General features: G+C 48.8%; 19 protein-coding genes. 14 read left to right on the plus strand and 5 right to left on the minus strand.

The window, feature by feature from the left end:
* Positions 1-2: 2 nt before the first annotated feature.
* From hmsP to FQ015_RS18935, 8 genes are all read left to right on the plus strand, one after another.
* Entirely contained in the window at positions 3-1991 is a 1989-nt protein-coding gene (gene hmsP / locus FQ015_RS18900; RefSeq protein ID WP_001266333.1) for a biofilm formation regulator HmsP, read from the plus strand.
* A 182-nt stretch (positions 1992-2173) separates the two neighbouring features.
* Positions 2174-3460 (plus strand): C4-dicarboxylate transporter DctC, encoded by a 1287-nt coding sequence (gene dctA / locus FQ015_RS18905; protein WP_000858214.1) that lies wholly within the window; start codon positions 2174-2176, stop codon positions 3458-3460.
* 219 nt (positions 3461-3679) lie between these two features.
* Complete coding sequence (locus tag FQ015_RS18910; RefSeq protein WP_001163147.1) at positions 3680-5176, plus strand: M16 family metallopeptidase; 1497 nt, start codon at positions 3680-3682, stop codon at positions 5174-5176.
* A gap of 203 nt (positions 5177-5379) precedes the next feature.
* Entirely contained in the window at positions 5380-5805 is a 426-nt protein-coding gene (locus tag FQ015_RS18915; protein WP_160524371.1) for a hypothetical protein, read from the plus strand.
* Positions 5805-6059, plus strand: a complete 255-nt coding sequence (locus FQ015_RS18920; protein ID WP_000323301.1) for a hypothetical protein — start codon at positions 5805-5807, stop codon at positions 6057-6059. Before FQ015_RS18915 ends, FQ015_RS18920 begins: the two co-directional genes overlap by 1 nt.
* A gap of 98 nt (positions 6060-6157) precedes the next feature.
* The gene (locus FQ015_RS18925) at positions 6158-6637 is read left to right on the plus strand and encodes a hypothetical protein (RefSeq protein ID WP_160524372.1); all 480 of its coding nucleotides are present in this window, start codon (positions 6158-6160) and stop codon (positions 6635-6637) included.
* Positions 6638-6654: 17 nt separating this feature from the next.
* Positions 6655-6957 (plus strand): hypothetical protein, encoded by a 303-nt coding sequence (locus tag FQ015_RS18930; protein WP_160521664.1) that lies wholly within the window; start codon positions 6655-6657, stop codon positions 6955-6957.
* A 61-nt stretch (positions 6958-7018) separates the two neighbouring features.
* Positions 7019-7603 (plus strand): hypothetical protein, encoded by a 585-nt coding sequence (locus FQ015_RS18935; RefSeq protein WP_160524373.1) that lies wholly within the window; start codon positions 7019-7021, stop codon positions 7601-7603.
* Here FQ015_RS18935 and kdgK read toward each other — a convergent pair.
* On the minus strand, positions 7575-8504 hold the full coding sequence (gene kdgK, locus FQ015_RS18940) for a 2-dehydro-3-deoxygluconokinase (RefSeq protein WP_039021892.1): 930 nt from the start codon (positions 8502-8504) through the stop codon (positions 7575-7577). The genes FQ015_RS18935 and kdgK overlap by 29 nt on opposite strands.
* Before the next feature lie 231 nt (positions 8505-8735).
* Between kdgK and pdeH the strand changes: the two genes are divergently transcribed.
* Together pdeH and FQ015_RS18950 are read left to right on the plus strand one after the other, a co-directional pair.
* The gene (gene pdeH, locus FQ015_RS18945; RefSeq protein ID WP_160524374.1) at positions 8736-9503 is read left to right on the plus strand and encodes a cyclic-guanylate-specific phosphodiesterase; all 768 of its coding nucleotides are present in this window, start codon (positions 8736-8738) and stop codon (positions 9501-9503) included.
* 70 nt (positions 9504-9573) lie between these two features.
* Positions 9574-11634 carry an AsmA family protein gene (locus FQ015_RS18950; protein WP_160524384.1) on the plus strand — a complete coding sequence of 687 codons (2061 nt, stop codon included), beginning with the start codon at positions 9574-9576 and terminating at the stop codon, positions 11632-11634.
* A gap of 117 nt (positions 11635-11751) precedes the next feature.
* Here FQ015_RS18950 and FQ015_RS18955 read toward each other — a convergent pair whose 3' ends face one another.
* From FQ015_RS18955 to FQ015_RS18965, 3 genes are all read right to left on the minus strand, one after another.
* Positions 11752-13074 carry an MFS transporter gene (locus tag FQ015_RS18955; RefSeq protein ID WP_001149025.1) on the minus strand — a complete coding sequence of 441 codons (1323 nt, stop codon included), beginning with the start codon at positions 13072-13074 and terminating at the stop codon, positions 11752-11754.
* Between the two features lie 407 nt (positions 13075-13481).
* Entirely contained in the window at positions 13482-14495 is a 1014-nt protein-coding gene (gene yhjD / locus FQ015_RS18960; protein WP_000191271.1) for an inner membrane protein YhjD, read from the minus strand.
* A 48-nt stretch (positions 14496-14543) separates the two neighbouring features.
* Positions 14544-15443 carry a LysR family transcriptional regulator gene (locus FQ015_RS18965; protein WP_202385138.1) on the minus strand — a complete coding sequence of 300 codons (900 nt, stop codon included), beginning with the start codon at positions 15441-15443 and terminating at the stop codon, positions 14544-14546.
* Between the two features lie 519 nt (positions 15444-15962).
* Between FQ015_RS18965 and FQ015_RS18970 the strand changes: the two genes are divergently transcribed.
* Complete coding sequence (locus FQ015_RS18970; RefSeq protein ID WP_001167676.1) at positions 15963-16565, plus strand: helix-turn-helix transcriptional regulator; 603 nt, start codon at positions 15963-15965, stop codon at positions 16563-16565.
* Positions 16566-16615: 50 nt separating this feature from the next.
* On the opposite strand, the gene FQ015_RS18975 is transcribed toward FQ015_RS18970, so the two are convergent.
* Complete coding sequence (locus FQ015_RS18975) at positions 16616-18265, minus strand: alpha,alpha-trehalase (protein WP_160524376.1); 1650 nt, start codon at positions 18263-18265, stop codon at positions 16616-16618.
* Between the two features lie 404 nt (positions 18266-18669).
* On the opposite strand from FQ015_RS18975, the gene ccp reads away from it, so the two are divergent.
* The 3 genes from ccp (at position 18670) to gadX (ending at position 22871) form a co-directional block, all read left to right on the plus strand.
* On the plus strand, positions 18670-20067 hold the full coding sequence (gene ccp / locus FQ015_RS18980; protein ID WP_032303993.1) for a cytochrome c peroxidase: 1398 nt from the start codon (positions 18670-18672) through the stop codon (positions 20065-20067).
* Positions 20068-20277: 210 nt separating this feature from the next.
* Positions 20278-21678 (plus strand): glutamate decarboxylase, encoded by a 1401-nt coding sequence (locus tag FQ015_RS18985; protein ID WP_000372240.1) that lies wholly within the window; start codon positions 20278-20280, stop codon positions 21676-21678.
* Positions 21679-22046: 368 nt separating this feature from the next.
* A complete protein-coding gene (gadX, locus tag FQ015_RS18990) occupies positions 22047-22871 on the plus strand; it encodes an acid resistance transcriptional activator GadX (protein ID WP_160524377.1) in 825 nt (274 codons plus the stop codon).
* Positions 22872-23064: the final 193 nt, after the last annotated feature.

Here is a 23064-nt window from a genome sequence, read left to right on the forward strand (position 1 = left end):
ATTTGCGCGTAAGTCGCTCGTTAACAATCAAGCAGATGGCAATGGTGGCAGCCGTTGTCCTGGTGTTCGTTTTTATTTTTTGCACCGTTTTGCTGTTCCATCTGGTCCAGCAGAATCGCTATAACACGGCTACGCAACTGGAAAGCATTGCTCGCTCTGTCCGCGAACCCTTATCTTCTGCCATTTTGAAAGGCGATATTCCCGAAGCGGAAGCTATTCTTGCCAGCATTAAACCGGCAGGCGTGGTCAGCCGTGCCGATGTGGTGCTGCCTAACCAGTTCCAGGCGCTGCGTAAAAGTTTTATTCCAGAGCGTCCGGTGCCGGTAATGGTTACTCGCATGTTTGAGCTACCGGTGCAAATCTCGCTGGGCGTTTACTCGCTGGAACGTCCGGCAAACCCGCAGCCAATTGCCTATCTGGTGCTACAGGCGGATTCCTTCCGCATGTATAAGTTCGTGATGAGCACCCTCTCAACGTTAGTGACCATTTACTTACTTTTGTCGTTAATATTGACGGTGGCGATTAGCTGGTGCATTAACCGCCTGATTTTGCATCCGTTACGCAATATTGCTCGTGAACTTAACGCCATCCCAGCCCAGGAGCTTGTTGGTCACCAACTGGCATTACCGCGTCTGCATCAGGATGATGAAATCGGTATGCTGGTGCGTAGTTACAACCTCAACCAGCAATTGCTGCAGCGCCATTATGAAGAACAGAACGAAAATGCGATGCGCTTCCCGGTGTCGGATTTGCCGAACAAAGCCTTGCTGATGGAGATGCTGGAGCAGGTTGTCGCGCGTAAACAAACCACCGCGCTGATGATCATCACCTGTGAAACCCTGCGTGATACTGCGGGCGTGCTGAAAGAGGCGCAACGAGAAATTCTGCTGCTGACGCTGGTGGAAAAACTCAAATCGGTACTGTCGCCACGTATGATCCTCGCGCAGATTAGTGGTTATGACTTTGCTGTCATTGCCAATGGTGTACAGGAACCGTGGCACGCAATCACTTTAGGTCAGCAAGTGCTCACTATCATGAGCGAGCGCCTGCCGATTGAACGTATTCAACTCCGTCCGCACTGTAGCATTGGCGTGGCGATGTTCTACGGCGATCTCACCGCCGAACAGCTTTACAGTCGCGCTATTTCTGCGGCATTTACCGCTCGCCATAAAGGTAAGAATCAGATTCAGTTCTTTGATCCGCAGCAGATGGAAGCCGCCCAACAGCGGTTGACGGAAGAGAGCGATATCCTTAATGCACTGGAAAATCATCAGTTTGCGATTTGGTTACAGCCACAGGTCGAGATGACCAGCGGTAAACTGGTCAGTGCGGAAGTGTTACTGCGTATCCAGCAACCGGATGGCAGTTGGGATCTGCCGGATGGCTTAATCGATCGCATTGAGTGCTGTGGGCTGATGGTTACCGTCGGTCACTGGGTGCTGGAAGAGTCCTGTCGACTGCTGGCTGCCTGGCAAGAGCGCGGCATTATGCTGCCCTTGTCGGTAAACCTCTCAGCGCTGCAACTGATGCACCCGAATATGGTAGCGGATATGCTGGAACTGTTAACCCGCTATCGCATTCAGCCGGGAACGCTGATTCTGGAAGTGACAGAAAGCCGACGTATTGACGACCCTCATGCAGCGGTGGCAATCCTCCGTCCGCTGCGCAATGCCGGAGTTCGGGTGGCGCTGGATGATTTCGGTATGGGCTACGCAGGGCTGCGTCAGCTGCAGCATATGAAATCGTTGCCAATCGACGTACTGAAAATCGACAAAATGTTTGTTGAAGGCTTGCCAGAAGATAGCAGCATGATTGCAGCAATTATCATGTTGGCGCAAAGCCTGAACTTACAAATGATTGCCGAAGGCGTGGAGACTGAAGCGCAGCGCGACTGGCTGGCAAAAGCGGGCGTGGGTATTGCCCAGGGCTTCCTTTTTGCTCGCCCACTCCCTATTGAAATCTTCGAAGAGAGTTACCTGGAAGAAAAGTAGCTACCCCAAACTGATTACAAAACTTTAAAAAGTGCCGGTTTGTGCGAGCCAGCTCAAACTTTTTAACCTTTTTGTTTCAATTATGATCCAGGTACATTTCTGTGATGTTGTCTGGGTGTTATTTTAAGGCCGCAGGTACCCCATAACCTTACAAGACCTGTGGTTTTACTAAAGGACACCCTATGAAAACCTCTCTGTTTAAAAGCCTTTACTTTCAGGTCCTGACAGCGATAGCCATTGGTATTCTCCTTGGCCATTTCTACCCTGAAATAGGCGAGCAAATGAAACCGCTTGGCGACGGGTTCGTTAAGCTCATTAAGATGATCATCGCTCCTGTCATCTTTTGTACCGTCGTAACGGGCATTGCGGGCATGGAAAGCATGAAGGCGGTCGGTCGTACCGGCGCAGTCGCGCTGCTTTACTTTGAAATTGTCAGTACCATCGCGCTGATTATTGGTCTTATCATCGTTAACGTCGTGCAGCCTGGTGCCGGAATGAACGTCGATCCGGCAACGCTTGATGCGAAAGCGGTAGCGGTTTACGCCGATCAGGCGAAAGACCAGGGCATTGTCGCCTTCATTATGGATGTCATCCCGGCGAGCGTCATTGGCGCATTTGCCAGCGGTAACATTCTGCAGGTGCTGCTGTTTGCCGTACTGTTTGGTTTTGCGCTCCACCGTCTGGGCAGCAAAGGCCAACTGATTTTTAACGTGATCGAAAGTTTCTCGCAGGTCATCTTCGGCATCATCAATATGATCATGCGTCTGGCACCTATTGGTGCGTTCGGGGCAATGGCGTTTACCATCGGTAAATACGGCGTCGGCACACTGGTGCAACTGGGGCAGCTGATTATCTGCTTCTACATCACCTGTATCCTGTTTGTGGTGCTGGTACTGGGTTCAATCGCTAAAGCGACTGGTTTCAGTATCTTCAAATTTATTCGCTACATCCGTGAAGAACTGCTGATTGTACTGGGGACTTCATCTTCCGAGTCGGCGCTGCCGCGTATGCTCGACAAGATGGAGAAACTCGGCTGCCGCAAATCGGTGGTGGGGCTGGTCATCCCGACAGGCTACTCGTTTAACCTTGATGGCACATCGATATACCTGACAATGGCGGCGGTGTTTATCGCCCAGGCCACTAACAGTCAGATGGATATCGTCCACCAAATCACGCTGTTAATCGTGTTGCTGCTTTCTTCTAAAGGGGCGGCAGGGGTAACGGGTAGTGGCTTTATCGTGCTGGCAGCGACGCTCTCTGCGGTGGGCCATTTGCCGGTAGCGGGTCTGGCGCTAATTCTTGGTATCGACCGCTTTATGTCAGAAGCTCGTGCGCTGACTAACCTGGTCGGTAACGGCGTAGCGACCATTGTTGTTGCTAAGTGGGTGAAAGAACTGGACCACAAAAAACTGGACGATGTGCTGAATAATCGTGCGCCGGATGGCAAAACGCACGAATTATCCTCTTAATCTCACCACTTATGCCCGCACTCCCTTCCCCGAGTGCGGGTGTTTGCGCATAATTGACCCCTGTGCCTGAACTTACCACCTGGGTGAGTTCAGGTTTATTTCACTTCTTCCGTGACATTTTCATGTTCTTGCGGTCTAACACGAAGTGTTTTTAATGTCATTTAGACTGACCGACAACGGGCAGTTTTTTATTACCAGGATAGTTGATCAGGGGTTCACATGCAGGGCACAAAAATTCGACTTTTAGCGGGCGGTTTGCTGATGATGGCCACTGCTGGCTATGTGCAGGCAGATGCGCTCCAGCCTGATCCAGCATGGCAACAGGGGACGCTTTCCAACGGTTTACAGTGGCAAGTGCTGACCACGCCCCAGCGTCCCAGCGATCGTGTTGAAATTCGCCTGCTGGTTAATACCGGTTCGCTCGCCGAAAGTACACAACAGAGCGGTTACAGTCACGCCATCCCTCGTATTGCGTTAACGCAAAGCGGTGGCCTTGACGCAGCACAGGCGCGTTCATTGTGGCAGCAGGGGATCGACCCTAAACGCCCGATGCCGCCGGTAATTGTCTCTTATGACACCACGCTGTTTAATCTGAGTTTGCCCAATAACCGTAACGACTTGCTGAAAGAAGCGCTCTCTTATCTGGCAAATGCCACTGGCAAACTGACCATCACACCAGAAACCATCAACCACGCGCTGCAAAGTCAGGACATGGTGGCAACCTGGCCTGCCGATACTAAAGAGGGCTGGTGGCGCTATCGTCTGAAAGGATCAACCTTGTTAGGTCACGATCCTGCCGATCCGCTGAAACAACCCGTTGAAGCGGAAAAGATTAAAGATTTCTATCAGAAATGGTACACCCCGGATGCAATGACGCTGCTGGTGGTGGGAAACGTGGATGCGCGCTCGGTTGTCGACCAAATCAACAAAACGTTTGGCGAACTGAAAGGCAAACGTGAAACACCGGCTCCGGTGCCGACGCTTTCTCCGCTGCGTCCTGAAGCGGTGAGTATTATGACCGATGCGGTACGTCAGGACCGGTTATCTATCATGTGGGATACGCCGTGGCAGCCAATTCGTGAATCAGCCGCACTGCTGCGCTACTGGCGTGCGGACCTGGCCCGTGAGGCGCTGTTCTGGCACGTTCAGCAAGCGTTAAGCACCAGTAACAGCAAAGACATCGGTCTTGGATTTGACTGCCGTGTGCTGTATCTGCGTGCGCAGTGTGCCATCAACATCGAGTCACCAAACGACAAGCTGAACAGCAACCTTAATTTGGTAGCGCGTGAGCTGGCGAAGGTTCGCGATAAAGGTCTGCCGGAAGAAGAGTTCAATGCGTTAGTGGCGCAAAAGAAACTGGAGCTGCAGAAACTGTTTGCCGCCTATGCGCGAGCTGATACTGATATTTTGATGGGGCAGCGGATGCGTTCGTTGCAAAATCAGGTCGTTGATATCGCGCCGGAGCAATATCAGAAATTGCGCCAGGATTTCCTTAATAGTCTGACGGTAGAGATGTTAAATCAGGATCTGCGCCAGCAGTTGTCGAACGATATGGCATTAATTCTTCTGCAGCCGAAAGGCGAGCCAGAATTTAACATGAAAGCGTTGCAGGCGGCCTGGGATCAAATCATGGCCCCATCTACTACTGCTGCCACAACCTCTGTTGCCACGGATGACGTACATCCTGAAGTGACGGATATTCCACCCGCACAGTAATAAATAACCCGGCAGCGTTTCTTCTGCGCTGCTGGGATTAACGGTAATGAATAAGTTACCGTGATATACCCGCAGATATTTTTCCTGGCACGGCGGTAGCGTGCATATAATCATTGATTATTAGAATAAACTTACGGCTGTGTGAGTTTAATTATTTATTGGCTGAATAAATTATACCGGTGCCTCCTGGAAGGAGTGAGTTTATGCTTGTGCTAAAATCACAATCGATTGGATTCAGGATTTCCACAACTTATTTATCTTTAACATATACAGAGTCTGATGGAGTCAACATTAAAGTAGATGCTGTGGAGTTAATATCAACAGAGAAAGATTATGTTCAAATTGAACTGGTCTTCACTACTGTTGCTGAAGTTAAGTGTGCTACCGTCAATTTTTATGAAGCCAATTATAACAATATTGTTATTAAGAAGGTTGATGGTGCAAATCTGGACTCCGGTGTATATCAAGTAATGAATTCTGTACCGCTTGAAGAAAAAGAGAAATTATATGACCCTAAAAAACGGTTGAAGTTAAAACATTATATTATAGCAGGTTATGATAGTTATGTTGAGATTTTAGCTACTGGTTTTAGCTGTATACGATGCCAGGCAATAGATGGTGTTAAATAATGGCCTATCATATAGAAATATTGAAAATTGAAGAAACTGATAAAGTAGTAAAATATGAATTTGGACCTACATCTTCTGACTATTGTAGATCTGATTACGGCGAATTCGTGATAGATAAAAGAACGGGTGAGATGACATTAGTCAGAATGGTTAAAAACGATTCGGCTAATAAATTTTATTTGCGAGCGAGTTTTAAGATTCTGACCTGTTGGCGAAAGGGCTATTTGCCAAAAAATGAGGAATGGGCTTCTTAATAAGTAACTTTGCAGAATAAGTGAATTTTCCCATTTTTGGGGGGCAGTCGTTGATTCTTACACAGTTTATGTTATGGGTGCCAAATTTAGGATAGGCTATGGATTTTCACTTGGATATTTTGCTCCCTACACGATTCGCTCCAGAGGAACTAGATCTACAAGAGGTTATGATTCACTGGGGTGGGGAAACCTTTCATCGCGACCCTCCGGTATACGCCTGGTGTAATCATCATCTTTTGCAGAGATGCAATCTACCGATTACTTATGGCCCACCTTTAGATGAGCACATAGACTTTAATGATTATCATGTTTACAACTTCAATGGTTCTTTAGTCGATGACCTGGAAATGGCTGTGAATAAAGGAAAGGATATTTCAACCAATCCTATAATTAAATTTATTAACAACCTGGTTAGCAAAAATTACGGGGGGGGGATAATCTTGTCATTAGATGATGAAAAAATAGAAGTGATTAAAAATATAAGCTTCCAGTATTCTTTTCTATCATTATTAGTTGATGGACTAAAATGGGAAAGACCGCATGGGGTGGCAATATTATATAATTCACACTTAATTTAATTAATGAATGGAAACATATGTATCGTGTAAAGGTTGTTTGGCTTACAGAAAATGAAGGTGGCAGAAGGAGCGCACCTCCTATCGGTAGATATTATCCCGTCTCCAGGTCTCCAGAGGAGAAAACTGACTGGCAAAATAATGCATGGAGTGTTGTTTTTGAATTGGAAAAACCTAATGTAACCGATGGACGTATCGTTTCAATGGGGTGCGTTCAGTTCCTTTTCGATACCGCCCCTGAACAATGGATGACTAAGTACGAGGCATTTGAGATCTACGAAGGACCAAGAAAAGTCGCAGATGTATTATTGATAGGGAATTAATTTTATTTATGTCAGACTATTTAATTATATTTGCGACCTCAACGCATTTTCAGGAGTATAAATGCGTAACAAAAAACGCATACTATTCTTGCTAACAGTCATTTTTTGCTTAACAGGTCTTTATTCCTGCAACAAATATTTTCTCTTGCTCTGGGATGCCAATAATATGTATGTCAGCACAAGAAATAATATCGATAAAGACAAGGTAAAAATAGAATTCGGTATCAGCGTCAACACGATCAACCGAGAAACGGATGCCGAATTATTTGCTGATAGAGATAAGTATGCAGTGCTCTTCGATGGTAGCCTGAGAAATAAGATGATAAACGAATACGGAGAAAATGATTTTTTAATTACCTACGATAACCGCTGCTATTTATCATTTCGTCAATTTAAAACAAATCGTCGTCATCAACATGACTATTATTTTGACTTCTTTAACAAGGATGGGAATGTCTTCGTCACGGTCGAAATTAAAGGTGAGAACCCGCTTAAATTTACGCGTAGTTTGAATGATATGCGTCAGCAGTTTATTTCAAATCATCAGCACCGCTCGGTTCGTCCCTGCAAGATGATTAACGGAGAACGAATATCTACCCGTTCTCCGTCAAAAACCATTATTCCGGCATCGCCTCACGCGGGATAATCGCGCCGCGATACTGAATAACGGTACTTGCGGTCAGGTGCCCGCGTTTCGCCGCATTTTCCGCACTGCCGCCCGTCAAACGTACCGCCAGATAACCGGCACTGAAAGAGTCGCCAGCTGCGGTGGTATCGATCACTTTTTCTTTCGGCAGTTTCACCGCCGGAACATCCACTAACCCCTCGCCAGCAATGGACACCAGGCAAGAATCCGCCCCGCGTTTCACCACCACTTCTTTCACGCCCGCGTTATGGGTGCGCGCAATGACGTCTTCCACCGGTTGTTGACCCCACAGCGCGTCTTCGTCGTCCAGCGTCAGGAAGGCGATATCCGTGCATTCCAGCATTTGCTGGTACATCTGCTGTGTCTCTTCTTTGCTGGCCCACAAGCGCGGACGGTAGTTATTGTCGAAAATCACTTTTCCACCGTTAGTGCGGCATTCGCGCAGCAGGGAAAGCAGCTTTTCGCGGCTGGTCGGGCTTAAGATTGCCAGGCTAATCCCGCTCAGGTAGAGATAATCAAAATTCGCCAGCTCTGCACAAATCGCTGCGGATTGCTCACTCTCCAGCCAAAATTTGGCGGCGGCTTCGTTACGCCAGTAGTAGAACGTACGTTCGCCAGTGCTGTCGGTTTCAATGTAGTAAAGACCCGGCAGACGGTTTTCCATCCGTTGGGTCAGGGAAGTATCAACGTTCTCGCCGTGCCAGGCGTCCAGCATCTGCTGACTAAAACTGTCCGTTCCCAGCGCCGTCACGTAATGAACGGTTAATGCCGCAGGATCGACCTGACGGGCGATATAGACGGAAGTGTTCAGGGTATCGCCGCCGAAACCGCGCTTAACGTCCGCGCCTTTCTCGGAAAGCTCAATCATGCATTCGCCAATCACGGCAATCTTTTTGGACATAGTCGTGAACCTGATCTGTAAAAAATTAGCGTTAGTTTGCGCTGTGGTGGTTTGCTGGTCAACCATATTAAAACAGTGTTCCATTATTTTTTTGAGCCAGAACGTATTCCTGAAAGATTCCGTTGTGGAGTGGGGAAATTTAACCCGGTCAGGCGGTAAAGTTCTGCTCTTGCGCGCCGATAATCTTTGTCGAGTCCGGGCAGCATCACTTTTAAACACAGGACATCTTTGATGATAAGGCAGGTTATCCAGCGAATAAGCAACCCTGAAGCAAGCATCGAGAGCTTGCAGGAACGGCGTTTTTGGTTGCAGTGTGAGCGTGCTTACACCTGGCAGCCGATCTATCAAACCTGCGGACGGTTAATGGCCGTGGAGCTATTAACGGTGGTCACGCATCCCTCGAACCCTTTACAACGTCTGCCGCCGGATCGCTATTTTACTGAAATCACCGTCAGCCATCGGATGGAGGTTGTGAAAGAGCAGATTGATTTGCTGGCGCAAAATGCCGACTTCTTTGTCGAGCACGGCCTGCTGGCATCGGTCAATATTGATGGTCCTACGCTCATCGCCCTGCGTCAGCAACCAAAAATCCTGCGCCAGATTGAGCATCTTCCCTGGCTGCGTTTCGAACTGGTAGAACACATCCGCCTGCCAAAAGACTCAACCTTTGCCTCGATGTGTGAATTTGGTCCGCTGTGGCTGGATGATTTCGGCACTGGGATGGCGAATTTCTCTGCGCTAAGTGAAGTACGTTACGACTACATCAAAATCGCCCGTGAACTGTTTGTGATGCTGCGTCAGTCGCCGGAAGGACGCACACTCTTTTCTCAGCTTTTACATCTCATGAATCGCTATTGTCGCGGGGTGATCGTCGAGGGCGTAGAAACGCCGGAAGAGTGGCGCGATGTACAAAATTCGCCTGCATTTGCTGCACAAGGCTGGTTTCTTTCACGCCCGGCACCGATAGAAACGCTGAATTCGGCAGTTCTGGCGCTATAAGCTGCCTCATTTTCTGCCTGGCTGGACTATCTTTAGGACTGGCACAGGAAGAAATATGAGGAAGCGAATGATGAGCAAGGCAGGCAAAATAACCGCTGCGATTTCAGGGACTTTCTTGTTGTTGATTGTCGTGGCGATCATTTTGATTGCAACATTTGACTGGAATCGACTCAAACCGACCATCAACCAGAAAGTCTCTGCGGAGTTGAATCGTCCATTCGCTATCCGTGGCGATCTGGGCGTGGTGTGGGAGCGGCAAAAACAAGAAACCGGCTGGCGCAGCTGGGTGCCGTGGCCTCATGTGCATGCAGAAGACATCATTCTTGGCAATCCGCCGGATATTCCCGAAGTAACAATGGTGCATTTGCCGCGGGTAGAAGCGACGCTGGCCCCGCTGGCGTTGCTGACCAAAACGGTCTGGCTACCGTGGATAAAACTGGAGAAGCCCGACGCGCGTCTGATTCGTCTCTCTGAAAAGAACAATAACTGGACCTTTAATCTCGCCAATGATGACAACAAAGACATGAATGCAAAGCCGTCTGCGTGGTCGTTTCGACTGGATAATATTCTGTTCGATCAAGGGCGGATCGCTATTGATGACAAAGTAAGCAAAGCGGATCTGGAAATTTTTGTCGATCCGTTAGGCAAGCCGCTGCCGTTCAGCGAAGTTACTGGATCGAAAGGTAAAGCGGACAAAGAAAAGGTGGGCGATTACGTTTTTGGTCTGAAGGCGCAGGGACGTTATAACGGTGAACCGCTCACGGGCAAAGGTAAAATCGGCGGTATGCTGGCACTACGCGGCGAAGGTACACCGTTTCCGGTACAGGCTGATTTCCGCTCCGGGAATACTCGCGTCGCTTTTGATGGCGTCGTGAATGACCCAATGAAGATGGGCGGTGTCGATTTACGGCTTAAATTTTCTGGCGATTCGCTGGGTGATCTCTATGAACTGACGGGCGTTCTGCTGCCCGATACCCCGCCGTTTGAAACCGATGGTCGGCTGGTCGCGAAAATCGACACTGAAAAATCGTCGGTATTTGATTATCGAGGCTTTAATGGGCGCATTGGCGATAGTGATATCCACGGTTCTCTGATCTACACCACCGGCAAGCCACGGCCAAAACTGGAAGGTGATGTCGAATCGCGGCAATTGCGGCTGGCAGATTTAGGGCCATTGATTGGCGTTGATTCTGGAAAAGGTGCAGAAAAGTCGAAACGGTCTGAGCAGAAGAAAGGCGAAAAAAGCGTTCAGCCTGCGGGCAAAGTGCTGCCTTATGACCGCTTCGAAACCGATAAATGGGACGTCATGGATGCCGATGTCCGCTTCAAAGGTCGGCGCATTGAACATGGTAGTAGCTTGCCGATTAGCGATCTCTCTACCCATATCATTCTCAAAAATGCTGACCTGCGCCTGCAACCGCTGAAATTTGGCATGGCGGGAGGCAGCATTGCGGCGAATATTCATCTGGAAGGCGATCAAAAGCCGATGCAAGGGCGGGCTGATATTCAGGCCCGTCGGCTGAAACTGAAAGAACTGATGCCCGATGTAGAACTGATGCAGAAGACGCTGGGGGAAATGAACGGTGACGCGGAACTACGCGGTAGCGGTAACTCGGTGGCGGCGCTTTTAGGCAACAGTAACGGCAACCTGAAACTGTTGATGAATGACGGGCTGGTGAGCCGCAACCTGATGGAGATTGTCGGGCTGAATGTCGGTAACTACATTGTCGGCGCGATATTTGGTGATGATGAGGTGCGGGTGAACTGCGCGGCGGCGAATCTGGATATTGCCAACGGTGTGGCGCGTCCGCAGATTTTTGCTTTTGATACTGAGAATGCGTTGATCAATGTTACCGGCACGGCAAGTTTTGCTTCGGAGCAACTGGATTTGACTATCGATCCAGAAAGTAAAGGGATTCGCATTATCACACTGCGTTCGCCGCTGTATGTGCGTGGGACATTTAAAAATCCGCAGGCTGGGGTGAAAGCCGGGCCGTTGATTGCCCGTGGTGCTGTTGCGGCGGCACTGGCAACGCTGGTAACACCGGCGGCGGCGTTACTGGCGCTGATCTCTCCTTCCGAAGGGGAGGCTAATCAGTGTCGGACGATTTTGTCGCAGATGAAGAAGTGATGGAAACTGCCGGATGCGGCGTGAACGCCTTATCCGGCCTACAAATCCTTGCGAATTCAATATATTTTATGGAAATTCAGGCCTGATAAGCGTAGCGCATCAGGCTTTTCACTCTTATTACAACGATTGATGTCGCGTCTCATGGGTCAGCAGCAGGGCGATTAAGGTCAAGCCAGCCATCGCCGCCAGATATAACCCCACCGCACCTAACCCGTAGTTAGTCTGCAACCAGGCTGCGATATATGGTGCAACGGAAGCCCCGAGAATCGACGCTACGTTGTAAGAGAACGATGCTCCGGTGTAACGCACTTCTGTCGGGAACAGCTCTGGTAACAGCGCGCCCATCGGCCCGAAGGTCAGTCCCATCAGACTTAACCCCAGCAGCAGGAAGGCAAAAACCAGAATCGGGTTGCCAGAACCGAGCAGCGGGTTAAAGGCGAACAGCGCGAACAGGATGATCAGCGTGGTGATAATTACCATGCTTTTACGACGACCAAAGGCATCGGCCAGCAGTCCGGCGACTGGCACCATCACGCCAAAACCAATAACTGCCATCATCAGCATCCACAATACTTCGTTACGCGGCAGGCCAAGACCCACGGGCGCGGCGGCGGTACTGAAGGTCATTGAGTAGACCGTCATGATATAAAACAGCGTGTAGGTCGCCAGCATGATGAAGGTGCCGAGCACTGTGACGCGCACGTGCTTGGTCAGCAGCGTACCCAGCGGGATCTTCACCTGTTTTTTCGCTTTAGCGACTTTCTCAAACACCGGCGACTCATGCAGCGATACGCGAACATACAGGCCGATAATGACCAGCACCGCCGAGAAGATAAACGGCACGCGCCAACCCCAGCTCATAAACTGCTCGTCGGTCAGTAGCCAGGAAAGCAGTAAGAAAGTGCCGTTGGCAAAGAAGAAGCCAATCGGTGCGCCCAGCTGCGGGAAGGAGCCGTACAATGCACGTTTGCGCGGTGGTGCGTTCTCGGTTGCCAGCAGCGCCGCTCCGCCCCATTCGCCGCCTAAGCCCAGACCCTGACCAAATCGAGCCAGTGCCAGCAGCAGCGGGGCGAAAATACCAATCGTGGCATAGCCCGGCAGCAGACCAATCACCACGGTCGAAATCCCCATCGTTAGCAACGAGGCGACCAGCGTCGCTTTACGCCCAACGCGATCGCCAAAATGACCAAAGACGGCAGAGCCAATAGGGCGCGCGACGAAGGCGATGGCGAAGGTGGCAAGCGACTGTAGCGTTGCTGCCGTAGGATCACCCTGTGGGAAGAAGATATGCGGGAACACAATAACGGCTGCCGTTGCGTAAATATAGAAGTCGAAGAACTCAATGGCTGTACCGATGAGTGAGGCAACCAGAACTTTATTGCGTGAGTTTACCGGCGTAAATTCCTGGTTATTTTCGAGTGTTGTGGCTGTTGCTTGCATAATCTTTTCTTATTTTTTGGCTAACGAATAGCCATATTACGCACAGCAAAAGTGATATTTCAATGTGTAACAAATCGCGGAGTTGGTCGAAAATCAGCCAAAAAGGGAATAATGTTTAAGCTGGTGATTTTTCTTCTATGAAATGCTTCACATAATTTCATAAATGGTGGATAAAACTGGTTTTAGGTTAAATAAAAGTTACCAACTGGATTTATATGCTGGAGTAATGAGTTGGAATGAAATTGTTTGCTCCTAAGAGATGACAGAAAAGGCTCTGGGGAAGAGTTTAAGTGGTTATGTGCGCATGATAGCCGGATGCGATGCTGGCGCATTTTATCCGGCCTACGGGGAGCCAGGCCGAATAAATTCGTATGCCGGATAAGGCGTTACGCTGCATCCGGCATATTTTAAGACTGCGTTTTCCCCGGCATTCTCGGGTCGTCTTTGTATTCGGCGGTGGCAATCCACGCCGCGCAAAACAGCGTCAGACGAGCGAAGAAGTAGAAAAACGCCATCAGTCCCAGCACGGAGCCAAATGCTGCGCCAGACGGAGATTTCATCAGCGATGGCAGTGTGTAGGTCATCACGATTTTAATCACTTCAAAACCAATCGCAGCCAGAAATGTTCCGCGAATCAGGGCTTTTTTGCGCGGACGGTGGCGCGGCAAGCGCCAAAAGATCCAGAAGAAAAGCAGATAGTTGGCGAAGATGGAAATCGCCAGGCCAATCAACCGCCACGTTGGTTTCAGCCACTCAATGCTGTTCAGGTGCAGGGCGCTAATAATCATTTGCTGCGCCGAACCGGCAACCGAGGTGATCGAAAGCGTCACAATGAGCGCAATCAACAAACCAATCAGCGAAATAAAATCACGCAGATATTTAACCCAAAATTTTTCCTGATCCTGTGGCGAACGTTCCCAGACATCGCGCGATTGAGCGCGAATCGCTTCACGCAGGTTACCCATCCAGTTGATGCCGGAATAAAGCGCCACCGCCAGGCCGACAAGCCCTACCGTCGTACGCTGTTGAACGGCGGTATTGATGGTGTTTTTCAATGTAGCTGCCAGCGTCGGATCGCTAATATTTTGCAGAATTTTGTCGAAGATATCCTGCAGCAGCATCGGATGGGAGGCCAGAACGAAACCAGCGGCGGCAAACGACACCATCAAAATCGGAATCATCGACAAAAATGAGAAATAGGTGATAGCCGCACCAAACTGATTCCCCAGCCGATCGTTAAAGCGTTCAGTCGCGCGAATCAGGTGCGCAATAATCGGTTGGCGTTGGACTTTTTCGGCAGTAGTGGTGACGGTTTCCAGCGCCTGGCTAACTTTGCCGCCTTTCTCGCTATTATCCAGCGGTTTAATCGGCTCGAGCTCCAGATCCTGGGTGGGACGTTTAATCTCGTTTTCCTGCGTCATCCGCTCTTTTATCCTTCTGTCTTTATCATTCTTAAAAAGTATAGTCGGTCAGTCCAGGTACTCTTTCATTACGCCAGCCAGCCACTGCATAAACAGGTTTACACGCCGGGAAAGCTCCCGACGCTGCGGATAAACCAGCGAAAGGGAGAGCGGCTCGGCACGGTAGCCAGGTAATACTTCAATAAGCCGCCCGGCACGCAGGGCTTCGCGCACGGCAATGCGCGGGATCTGAATAATCCCCAGACCGGCAAGACCGGCGGCGAGATAGTTTTCGCTACTGTTTACCGTCAACATGCCGCCAGACTTAAACCACTGGACGCCATTAACGCTGGTAACCTCAAAACCTAACGGATGTACACCCAGGTGCGGTGTGTAACGCACTATTGCGTGCGAAGTCAGATCGTTGGGGCTTTGCGGATAACCAAAGCGCGTCAGATAGTGCGGACTGGCACAGTTGACCATGGTCAGTTTGCCGAGGGGACAGGCGATAACACCATCTTCCGATAACGCGCCAGTGCGTATCACGCAATCAAAACCATCATGAAGAATATCTACCGGACGGTCATGGCTACTCAGCTCCAGCTCAATTCCCGGATGCAGATAGAGAAATTCCGACAGACGCGGCAGTAACAGGCTTTTCGCGATTCCTGGTGGGATGTCGATGCGTAATTTACCGCTGATACTGGTGGCATCCTGTTGAAACAGGCCGTCCAGTTCGTTGAGATTACTCAACACATCTTTTGCCCGTTGATAATAGGTCATGCCTTCTGGCGTGAGTTTGACCCGCCGCGTGGTGCGCTGGAGAAGCTGGGTGCCAAGTTGATGTTCCAGTGCCTGTATCTGGCGCGAAACACTTCCCTTTGGCAAAACAAAGAAATCCGCCGCGCGGGAAAAACTTTCCAGCTCCGCGACTTTGATGAACAACTGCATTGCGTGAATTTTATCCATTTCTTTGACCGATTGTTGTTCACAGCGAAACAGTAACGCGCATATCGCATTGTTTATTGTTTTTTCTAACATCTAATGCCGGGTTTCACAATGTTGTCATGACGAATGTGGCGATTTCTCAGCAGGAAAAGGGGAGAATAGCTTTATGAGAACGGTGAATCCCCTTAAACAGAGCGTATTTTTCAGCGATTCCCTTTAAAGTGAACAGAGGACGTATTGGCTATTTGTGCTTATTTTTGTCTCATTGCCGTTTGTTATTTTGGCTTGTGGTCGCGGAATTTCATTTTTAATTGCATGCGTACTAGCCATCAATATAAGGAAATCCTCAAAATTGTTTTAAATAATGCCCTCGACATGTAATTTCAGGCGTTTAGCTGTAACTATTTATATCGGTAACTATTTTCTACGCGTCATCTCTGTAGAATGGCCACCGCCAAATGGCGAATTCTTATTTTTTCTCGCGGGTAATACCCTTCCACTACTTAAGTCTTTTTAACGTATTCAGGTGGAGATTCAGTTATGCAAATAGTCATGTTTGACAGGCAGTCAATATTTATTCATGGAATGAAAATCAGTTTACAGCAACGTATTCCAGGAGTGAGTATTCAGGGGGCCAGTCAGGCAGACGAGTTATGGCAAAAGCTGGAAAGTTACCCTGAAGCCTTAGTGATGCTCGATGGCGATCAGGATGGTGAGTTTTGCTACTGGTTGCTGCAAAAAACCGTGGTGCAATTTCCTGAGGTTAAGGTGTTAATTACGGCGACGGATTGCAATAAACGGTGGTTACAGGAAGTTATCCATTTTAATGTGCTGGCCATTGTGCCTCGTGATTCAACCGTCGAGACATTTGCGTTGGCGGTAAATAGTGCGGCGATGGGGATGATGTTTCTGCCGGGAGACTGGCGGACGACGCCGGAAAAGGACATTAAAGATCTCAAATCGTTAAGCGCCCGCCAGCGGGAAATTTTAACCATGTTAGCGGCGGGCGAATCAAATAAAGAGATCGGCAGGGCGCTGAATATCAGTACCGGAACAGTAAAAGCGCATCTGGAATCACTCTATCGCCGTCTGGAAGTGAAAAATCGCACCCAGGCAGCAATGATGTTAAATATCTCCTCCTGAAGAGGATAATTTTACAGCCAGCAGGACGTTAGCGGCTGGCTGTAAAAATATTATGGTTCGCCGTACAAACCAATTAAACGGCGTACCACACCATTAGTCCATCCAAACCCATCCTGCAACGGATACTCGCCACCGCCGCCTTCGCGGGGAACACCATCGGCAATATGGTATTTCTCAATCAGTTTGTGCTGTTCCAGATAGAACTGATTCACCGTCTTCAGCCAGCTGCGCGCGATTTCATCACCCAGAAGGTCATCGCCGTACATTTTAAATCCCTGAATCGCCATCCATTGTAATGGTGCCCAGCCGTTAGGTTTATCCCACTGTTCACCGGTTTCGTACTCGCTTGCCAGAATCCCGCCAGGTGTCAGTAACCGACTGCGCACGGCGTTTGCCAGACGATCGGCCTGTTCATGGTTCGCCATACCGACATAGAGCGGCACAATGGCGGCAGCGGAAAAGAGCGCCAGTTGTTCGCGTCGCCAGTCGTAATCGCGGTAGATACCGTTTTCATCATCCCAGAGGTAACGGTTTACCGCATCGCGACGGGCACTGGCCTTCTGGCGGAACAGTGCTTCTGTCTCTTTCTCGCCTTTCAGTGCCGAGATGTTGGCGATGGCGCTCTCCAGTTTAAACAGGAAGGCATTCAGATCGATGGGGATGAACTGGGTGGTACGAATGCTCGCCAGACGACCGGTATCACGCAGCCAACGGGAAGAGTAATCCCAACCGGAGGCCGCCCCCGCGCGTAAATCACGGTACACCTCGTTGGGCGGGCGACCAGAATGTTTCGCGGTTTCAACGTCTTCAAGCCAGGATTCGTCACGCGGCGTGTCGCGATCGTCCCAGTAACGGTTGAGCAGCGATCCGTCCGGCATCCGCACAACATGGCGATAGGCCTGATTAGGGATCAACGATTCTGCGCCGTCCATCCAGAAGGCATATTCCATTTTCAGATGGTCGAGATAGCGGCGCGCGCCGCGTACACCATCTTCTTCAAACAACTCCACCATCAGCGCAAAAACCGGTGGTTGCGAGCGGCTCAAATAATAGGTGCGGTTGCCGTTGGGGATGTGACCATAGTTTTCGATCATCCAGGCGAAGTTATCGGCCATGCATTTCAGCAAATCTTCCCGACCACTTTCCGCCAGCCCCAGCATGGTGAAATAGGAATCCCAGTAGTAGGTTTCGCTAAAACGGCCCCCTGGAACAATGTAAGACTGTGGCAGCGCCAGCAGGGAAGACCACGGAATGTGATCTTGCGGTTCGCGGGTAAGCACCGGCCACAGCTGGTCGATATGTTCTTTCAGGGAATTTTGCGGGTCCGATACATACTCGCTGGAGTAGGTCTCCGGCAGCCAGAAGTGATTTTCAATAAACTTGCGCAAGTCAAAATCACGATGACGGCGCACTTTACGATAGCGGATTAAAATATCCAGCGGGTCCATTTTGGGTGCGCAGTCGGGAAAGGTTTTACTGTCGGGGAAAATTTTCGCCGACTGAACATGCTCGAACAGTTCGAGATAGCGATCGGCAGGCGTCAGCGCATCAGAGGCGGGCAGCCCTTCAATCATCTCGGGTTCTGGTTCTGCCTCGATCATCTCATCCAGTTTTAATTCATACGGGTCCAGTTCATAGCAGAGATCGACCTCGATCATCAGTTCGTCTGGATTAGAGTTTTGAATTTTCTGATTGAGCATAAGGATCCGACCTCCGAAATTCGTCGCTAATTATCGGGCTTTTCTTTAAGGGTAGTCATTCGCTCCGCCTGGTGGGCGACAAAGCGTGCGGTGGATCACGTTTATTAACTTGTCAAAAAATATAACGCACTAATATCAATAGAATTTATAAAAATACGGATTCCGTGTTGTTTTTCATTTTCAGAACATTCAATCCTGCTCTCGCCGCAATCATGATATGCCATTCCTGCTCTGTATAATAGGCACAGACTATCTTATTGATAGTTTATATTCATGTAATTGATTGATTCCTATCAAAAAGCGTATTTCCCTGTTTTTTATGATGGCTTTGTCTCGCAGAGACGTTTGCAGCATTCTGGAAAATTTTCTGGGTCACAATAACTCACCACCGTGAGGGAAGAATAATGAAAATGGTCTCACGTATTACCGCGATCGGCCTGGCTGGCGTCGCGATTTGCTATTTAGGGTTATCTGGTTATGTGTGGTACCACGATAATAAACGCAGTAAACAGGCCGATGTTCAGGCATCTGCTGTCAGTGAAAATAATCAGGTTTTAGGTTTTCTTCGCGAAAAAGGATGCGACTATTGTCATACGCCTTCGGCAGAATTACCCGCCTATTATTATATTCCTGGCGCGAAACAGTTGATGGATTACGACATTAAGCTTGGATATAAATCTTTTAACCTCGAGGCCGTGCGTGCGGCTCTGTTGGCAGATAAACCCGTTTCGCAAAGCGATCTGAATAAGATTGAATGGGTGATGCAGTATGAAACTATGCCACCAACGCGTTATACCGCGCTACACTGGGCGGGTAAGGTGAGTGATGAAGAGCGGGCGGAAATACTTGCCTGGATTGCAAAACAGCGCGCGGAATATTACGCCAGTAATGATACTGCTCCGGAGCATCGCAATGAACCGGTGCAGCCTATTCCGCAAAAACTACCTACCGATGCGCAAAAAGTGGCGTTGGGTTTTGCGCTGTATCATGATCCCCGTTTATCGGCTGATAGCACCATTTCATGTGCACATTGCCATGCGTTAAATGCGGGTGGCGTTGATGGTAGAAAAACGTCGATTGGTGTTGGTGGTGCCGTTGGGCCGATTAACGCACCAACGGTCTTTAACTCAGTATTTAACGTTGAGCAGTTCTGGGATGGTCGTGCGGCAACATTGCAGGATCAGGCGGGTGGACCGCCGTTGAACCCGATTGAAATGGCGTCGAAATCCTGGGACGAAATTATTGCTAAGCTGGAAAAAGATCCGCAGCTTAAAGCGCAGTTCCTCGAAGTCTATCCGCAAGGTTTCAGTGGCGAAAATATTACTGATGCTATTGCTGAATTTGAGAAAACATTAATTACGCCGGATTCCCCATTTGATAAATGGTTGCGTGGAGATGAGAATGCGCTGACGGTGCAACAGAAAAAAGGCTATCAATTATTTAAAGATAATAAATGTGCAACTTGTCATGGTGGTATTATTCTCGGCGGACGTTCTTTCGAGCCGTTGGGGCTGAAAAAAGACTTTAACTTTGGGGAAATTACGGCGGCGGATATTGGTCGTATGAATGTTACTAAAGAAGAGCGTGATAAATTGCGTCAGAAAGTACCCGGTTTACGTAACGTTGCTTTAACGGCACCGTACTTCCATCGCGGTGACGTGCCGACGCTGGACGGGGCGGTAAAACTGATGCTGCGCTATCAGGTAGGCAAAGAGCTGCCGCAGGAGGATGTGGATGATATCGTAGCTTTCCTGCACAGTCTGAACGGGGTATATACGCCGTATATGCAGGATAAACAATAATTAATTTGATCGCCCGAATAGGAATGTTTGGGCGATTTTTATTACGACAATAAAGTCTGTTTTTAATATTATCATGTTAAATGTTTATATTATAAAAAGTCCTTTTTCTGCTTAGGATTTTGTTATTTAAATTAAGCCTGTAATGCCTTGCTTCCATTGCGGATAAATCCTACTTTTTTATTGCCTTCATATAAATTTAAGGAGTTCGAAATGGACCAGAAGCTGTTAACGGATTTCCGCTCAGAACTACTCGATTCACGTTTTGGCGCAAAGGCCATTTCTACTATCGCGGAGTCAAAACGATTTCCGCTGCACGAAATGCGCGATGATGTCGCATTCCAGATTATCAATGATGAATTATATCTTGATGGCAACGCTCGTCAGAACCTGGCCACTTTCTGCCAGACCTGGGACGACGAAAACGTCCATAAATTGATGGATTTGTCGATCAACAAAAACTGGATCGACAAAGAAGAATATCCGCAATCTGCAGCTATCGACCTGCGTTGCGTAAACATGGTTGCTGACCTGTGGCATGCGCCTGCGCCAAAAAACGGTCAGGCCGTTGGCACCAACACCATTGGCTCTTCCGAGGCCTGTATGCTCGGCGGGATGGCGATGAAATGGCGTTGGCGCAAGCGTATGGAAGCCGCAGGCAAGCCAACGGATAAACCTAATCTGGTGTGCGGCCCGGTACAAATCTGCTGGCATAAATTCGCCCGTTACTGGGATGTGGAACTGCGTGAAATCCCTATGCGCCCCGGTCAGTTGTTTATGGATCCGAAACGCATGATTGAAGCCTGCGACGAAAACACCATCGGCGTGGTGCCGACTTTCGGCGTGACCTACACCGGTAACTATGAATTCCCGCAACCGCTGCACGATGCACTGGATAAATTCCAGGCCGACACCGGTATCGACATCGACATGCACATCGACGCCGCCAGCGGTGGCTTCCTGGCACCGTTCGTCGCCCCGGATATCGTCTGGGACTTCCGCCTGCCTCGTGTGAAATCGATCAGTGCTTCAGGCCACAAATTCGGTCTGGCTCCGCTGGGCTGCGGCTGGGTTATCTGGCGTGACGAAGAAGCGCTTCCGCAGGAACTGGTATTCAACGTTGACTACCTCGGTGGTCAGATTGGCACTTTCGCCATCAACTTCTCCCGTCCGGCGGGTCAGGTGATTGCACAATACTATGAGTTTCTGCGCCTCGGTCGTGAAGGCTATACCAAAGTACAGAACGCCTCCTACCAGGTCGCGGCCTATCTGGCAGATGAAATCGCCAAACTGGGGCCGTATGAGTTCATCTGTACCGGTCGCCCGGATGAAGGCATCCCGGCGGTTTGCTTCAAACTGAAAGATGGTGAAGATCCGGGATACACCCTGTATGACCTCTCTGAACGCCTGCGTCTGCGCGGCTGGCAGGTTCCGGCCTTCACCCTCGGCGGTGAAGCCACCGACATCGTGGTGATGCGCATTATGTGTCGTCGTGGCTTCGAAATGGACTTTGCTGAACTGTTACTGGAAGACTACAAAGCCTCCCTGAAATACCTCAGCGATCACCCGAAACTGCAGGGTATAGCCCAGCAGAACAGCTTTAAACACACCTAATAACATAATGTTGTAAAAACCGAATGCCCCGACCTTCAAAAACAGGTGGGGCATTCGGTTACTTATTCATGCAATAATATATTGGCTGTTTATTCATCGTGTTGATAAGATATATGTTATATGAATGTTATTAAGGGTGGCAGGACCGTTTAATATCACAATAAGGGATTATTTGCTTACTAATAATTCCTCTACGTTTTTAACGCCTTTTTTTGTATTATAAATCCAGTTATCCAGCCCGACTATCATCACACATCATCATCCTGTTTTCCCGCTTCGTTTAAATTTATTTATCAATCAATTTGACTTAAGAGGGCGGCGTGCTACATTAATAAACAGTAATATGTTTATGTAATATTAAGCCGACTATGCAATCACTACATGGTAATTGTCTAATTGCGTACGCAAGACATAAATATATTCTCACCATGGTTAATGGTGAATATCGCTATTTTAATGGCGGTGAACTGGTTTTTGCGGATGCAAGTCAAATTCAAGTGGATAAGTGTGTCGAGAATTTTGTATTAGTTTCAAGGGACACGCTTTCATTATTTCTCCCGATGCTCAAGGAGGAGGCATTAAATCTTCATGCACATAAAAAAGTTCCTTCGTTACTCGTTCATCACTGTACCAGAGATATTCCTGTTTTTCAGGAGGTTGCGCAACTATCGCAGAATAAGAATCTGCGCTATGCAGAAATGCTCCGTAAAAGAGCATTAATCTTTGCGTTGTTATCTGTTTTCCTGGAGGACGAGCAGTTTATACCGCTGCTTCTGAACGTTTTGCAACCGAACATGCGAACACGAGTTTGTACGGTCATCAATAATAATATCGCCCATGAGTGGACATTAGCCCAAATCGCCAGCGAGCTGTTGATGAGTTCAAGCCTGTTAAAGAAAAAATTGCGCGAAGAAGGTACGTCATATTCACAGTTGCTTACTGAGTGTAGAATGCAACGTGCTTTACAACTTATTGTTATACATGGGTTTTCAATTAAAAGAGTCGCAGTGTCCTGTGGTTATCACAGCGTGTCGTATTTCATTTACGTTTTTCGAAATTATTATGGGATGACGCCCACAGAGTATCAGGAGCGATCGGCGCAGGGATTGCCGAACCGTGACTCGGTGGCAAGTATTGTTGCGCAAGGGAATTTTTACGGTACTAACTATTCTGCGGAAGAAATAAGATTATAGTTTTTACCCAGACATAAAAAAAACCCGGCATAGGGGACCGGGAAGAGGATAGTCTGCCGTCTCCAGACTAATAAACCGTTATAACACTCCCTGTTGGCACGGGAAACTTTGTGCTCTCAGTAAGTTAAATATAACTTTTACTGGAGATAAGATCAGCCATTTTTTTATAAACATAAGCTATGCGCTGTGTGAA

It is taken from the genome of Escherichia sp. HH26CH, assembly GCF_009820205.1.
Lineage (GTDB): Bacteria > Pseudomonadota > Gammaproteobacteria > Enterobacterales > Enterobacteriaceae > Escherichia > Escherichia coli_F.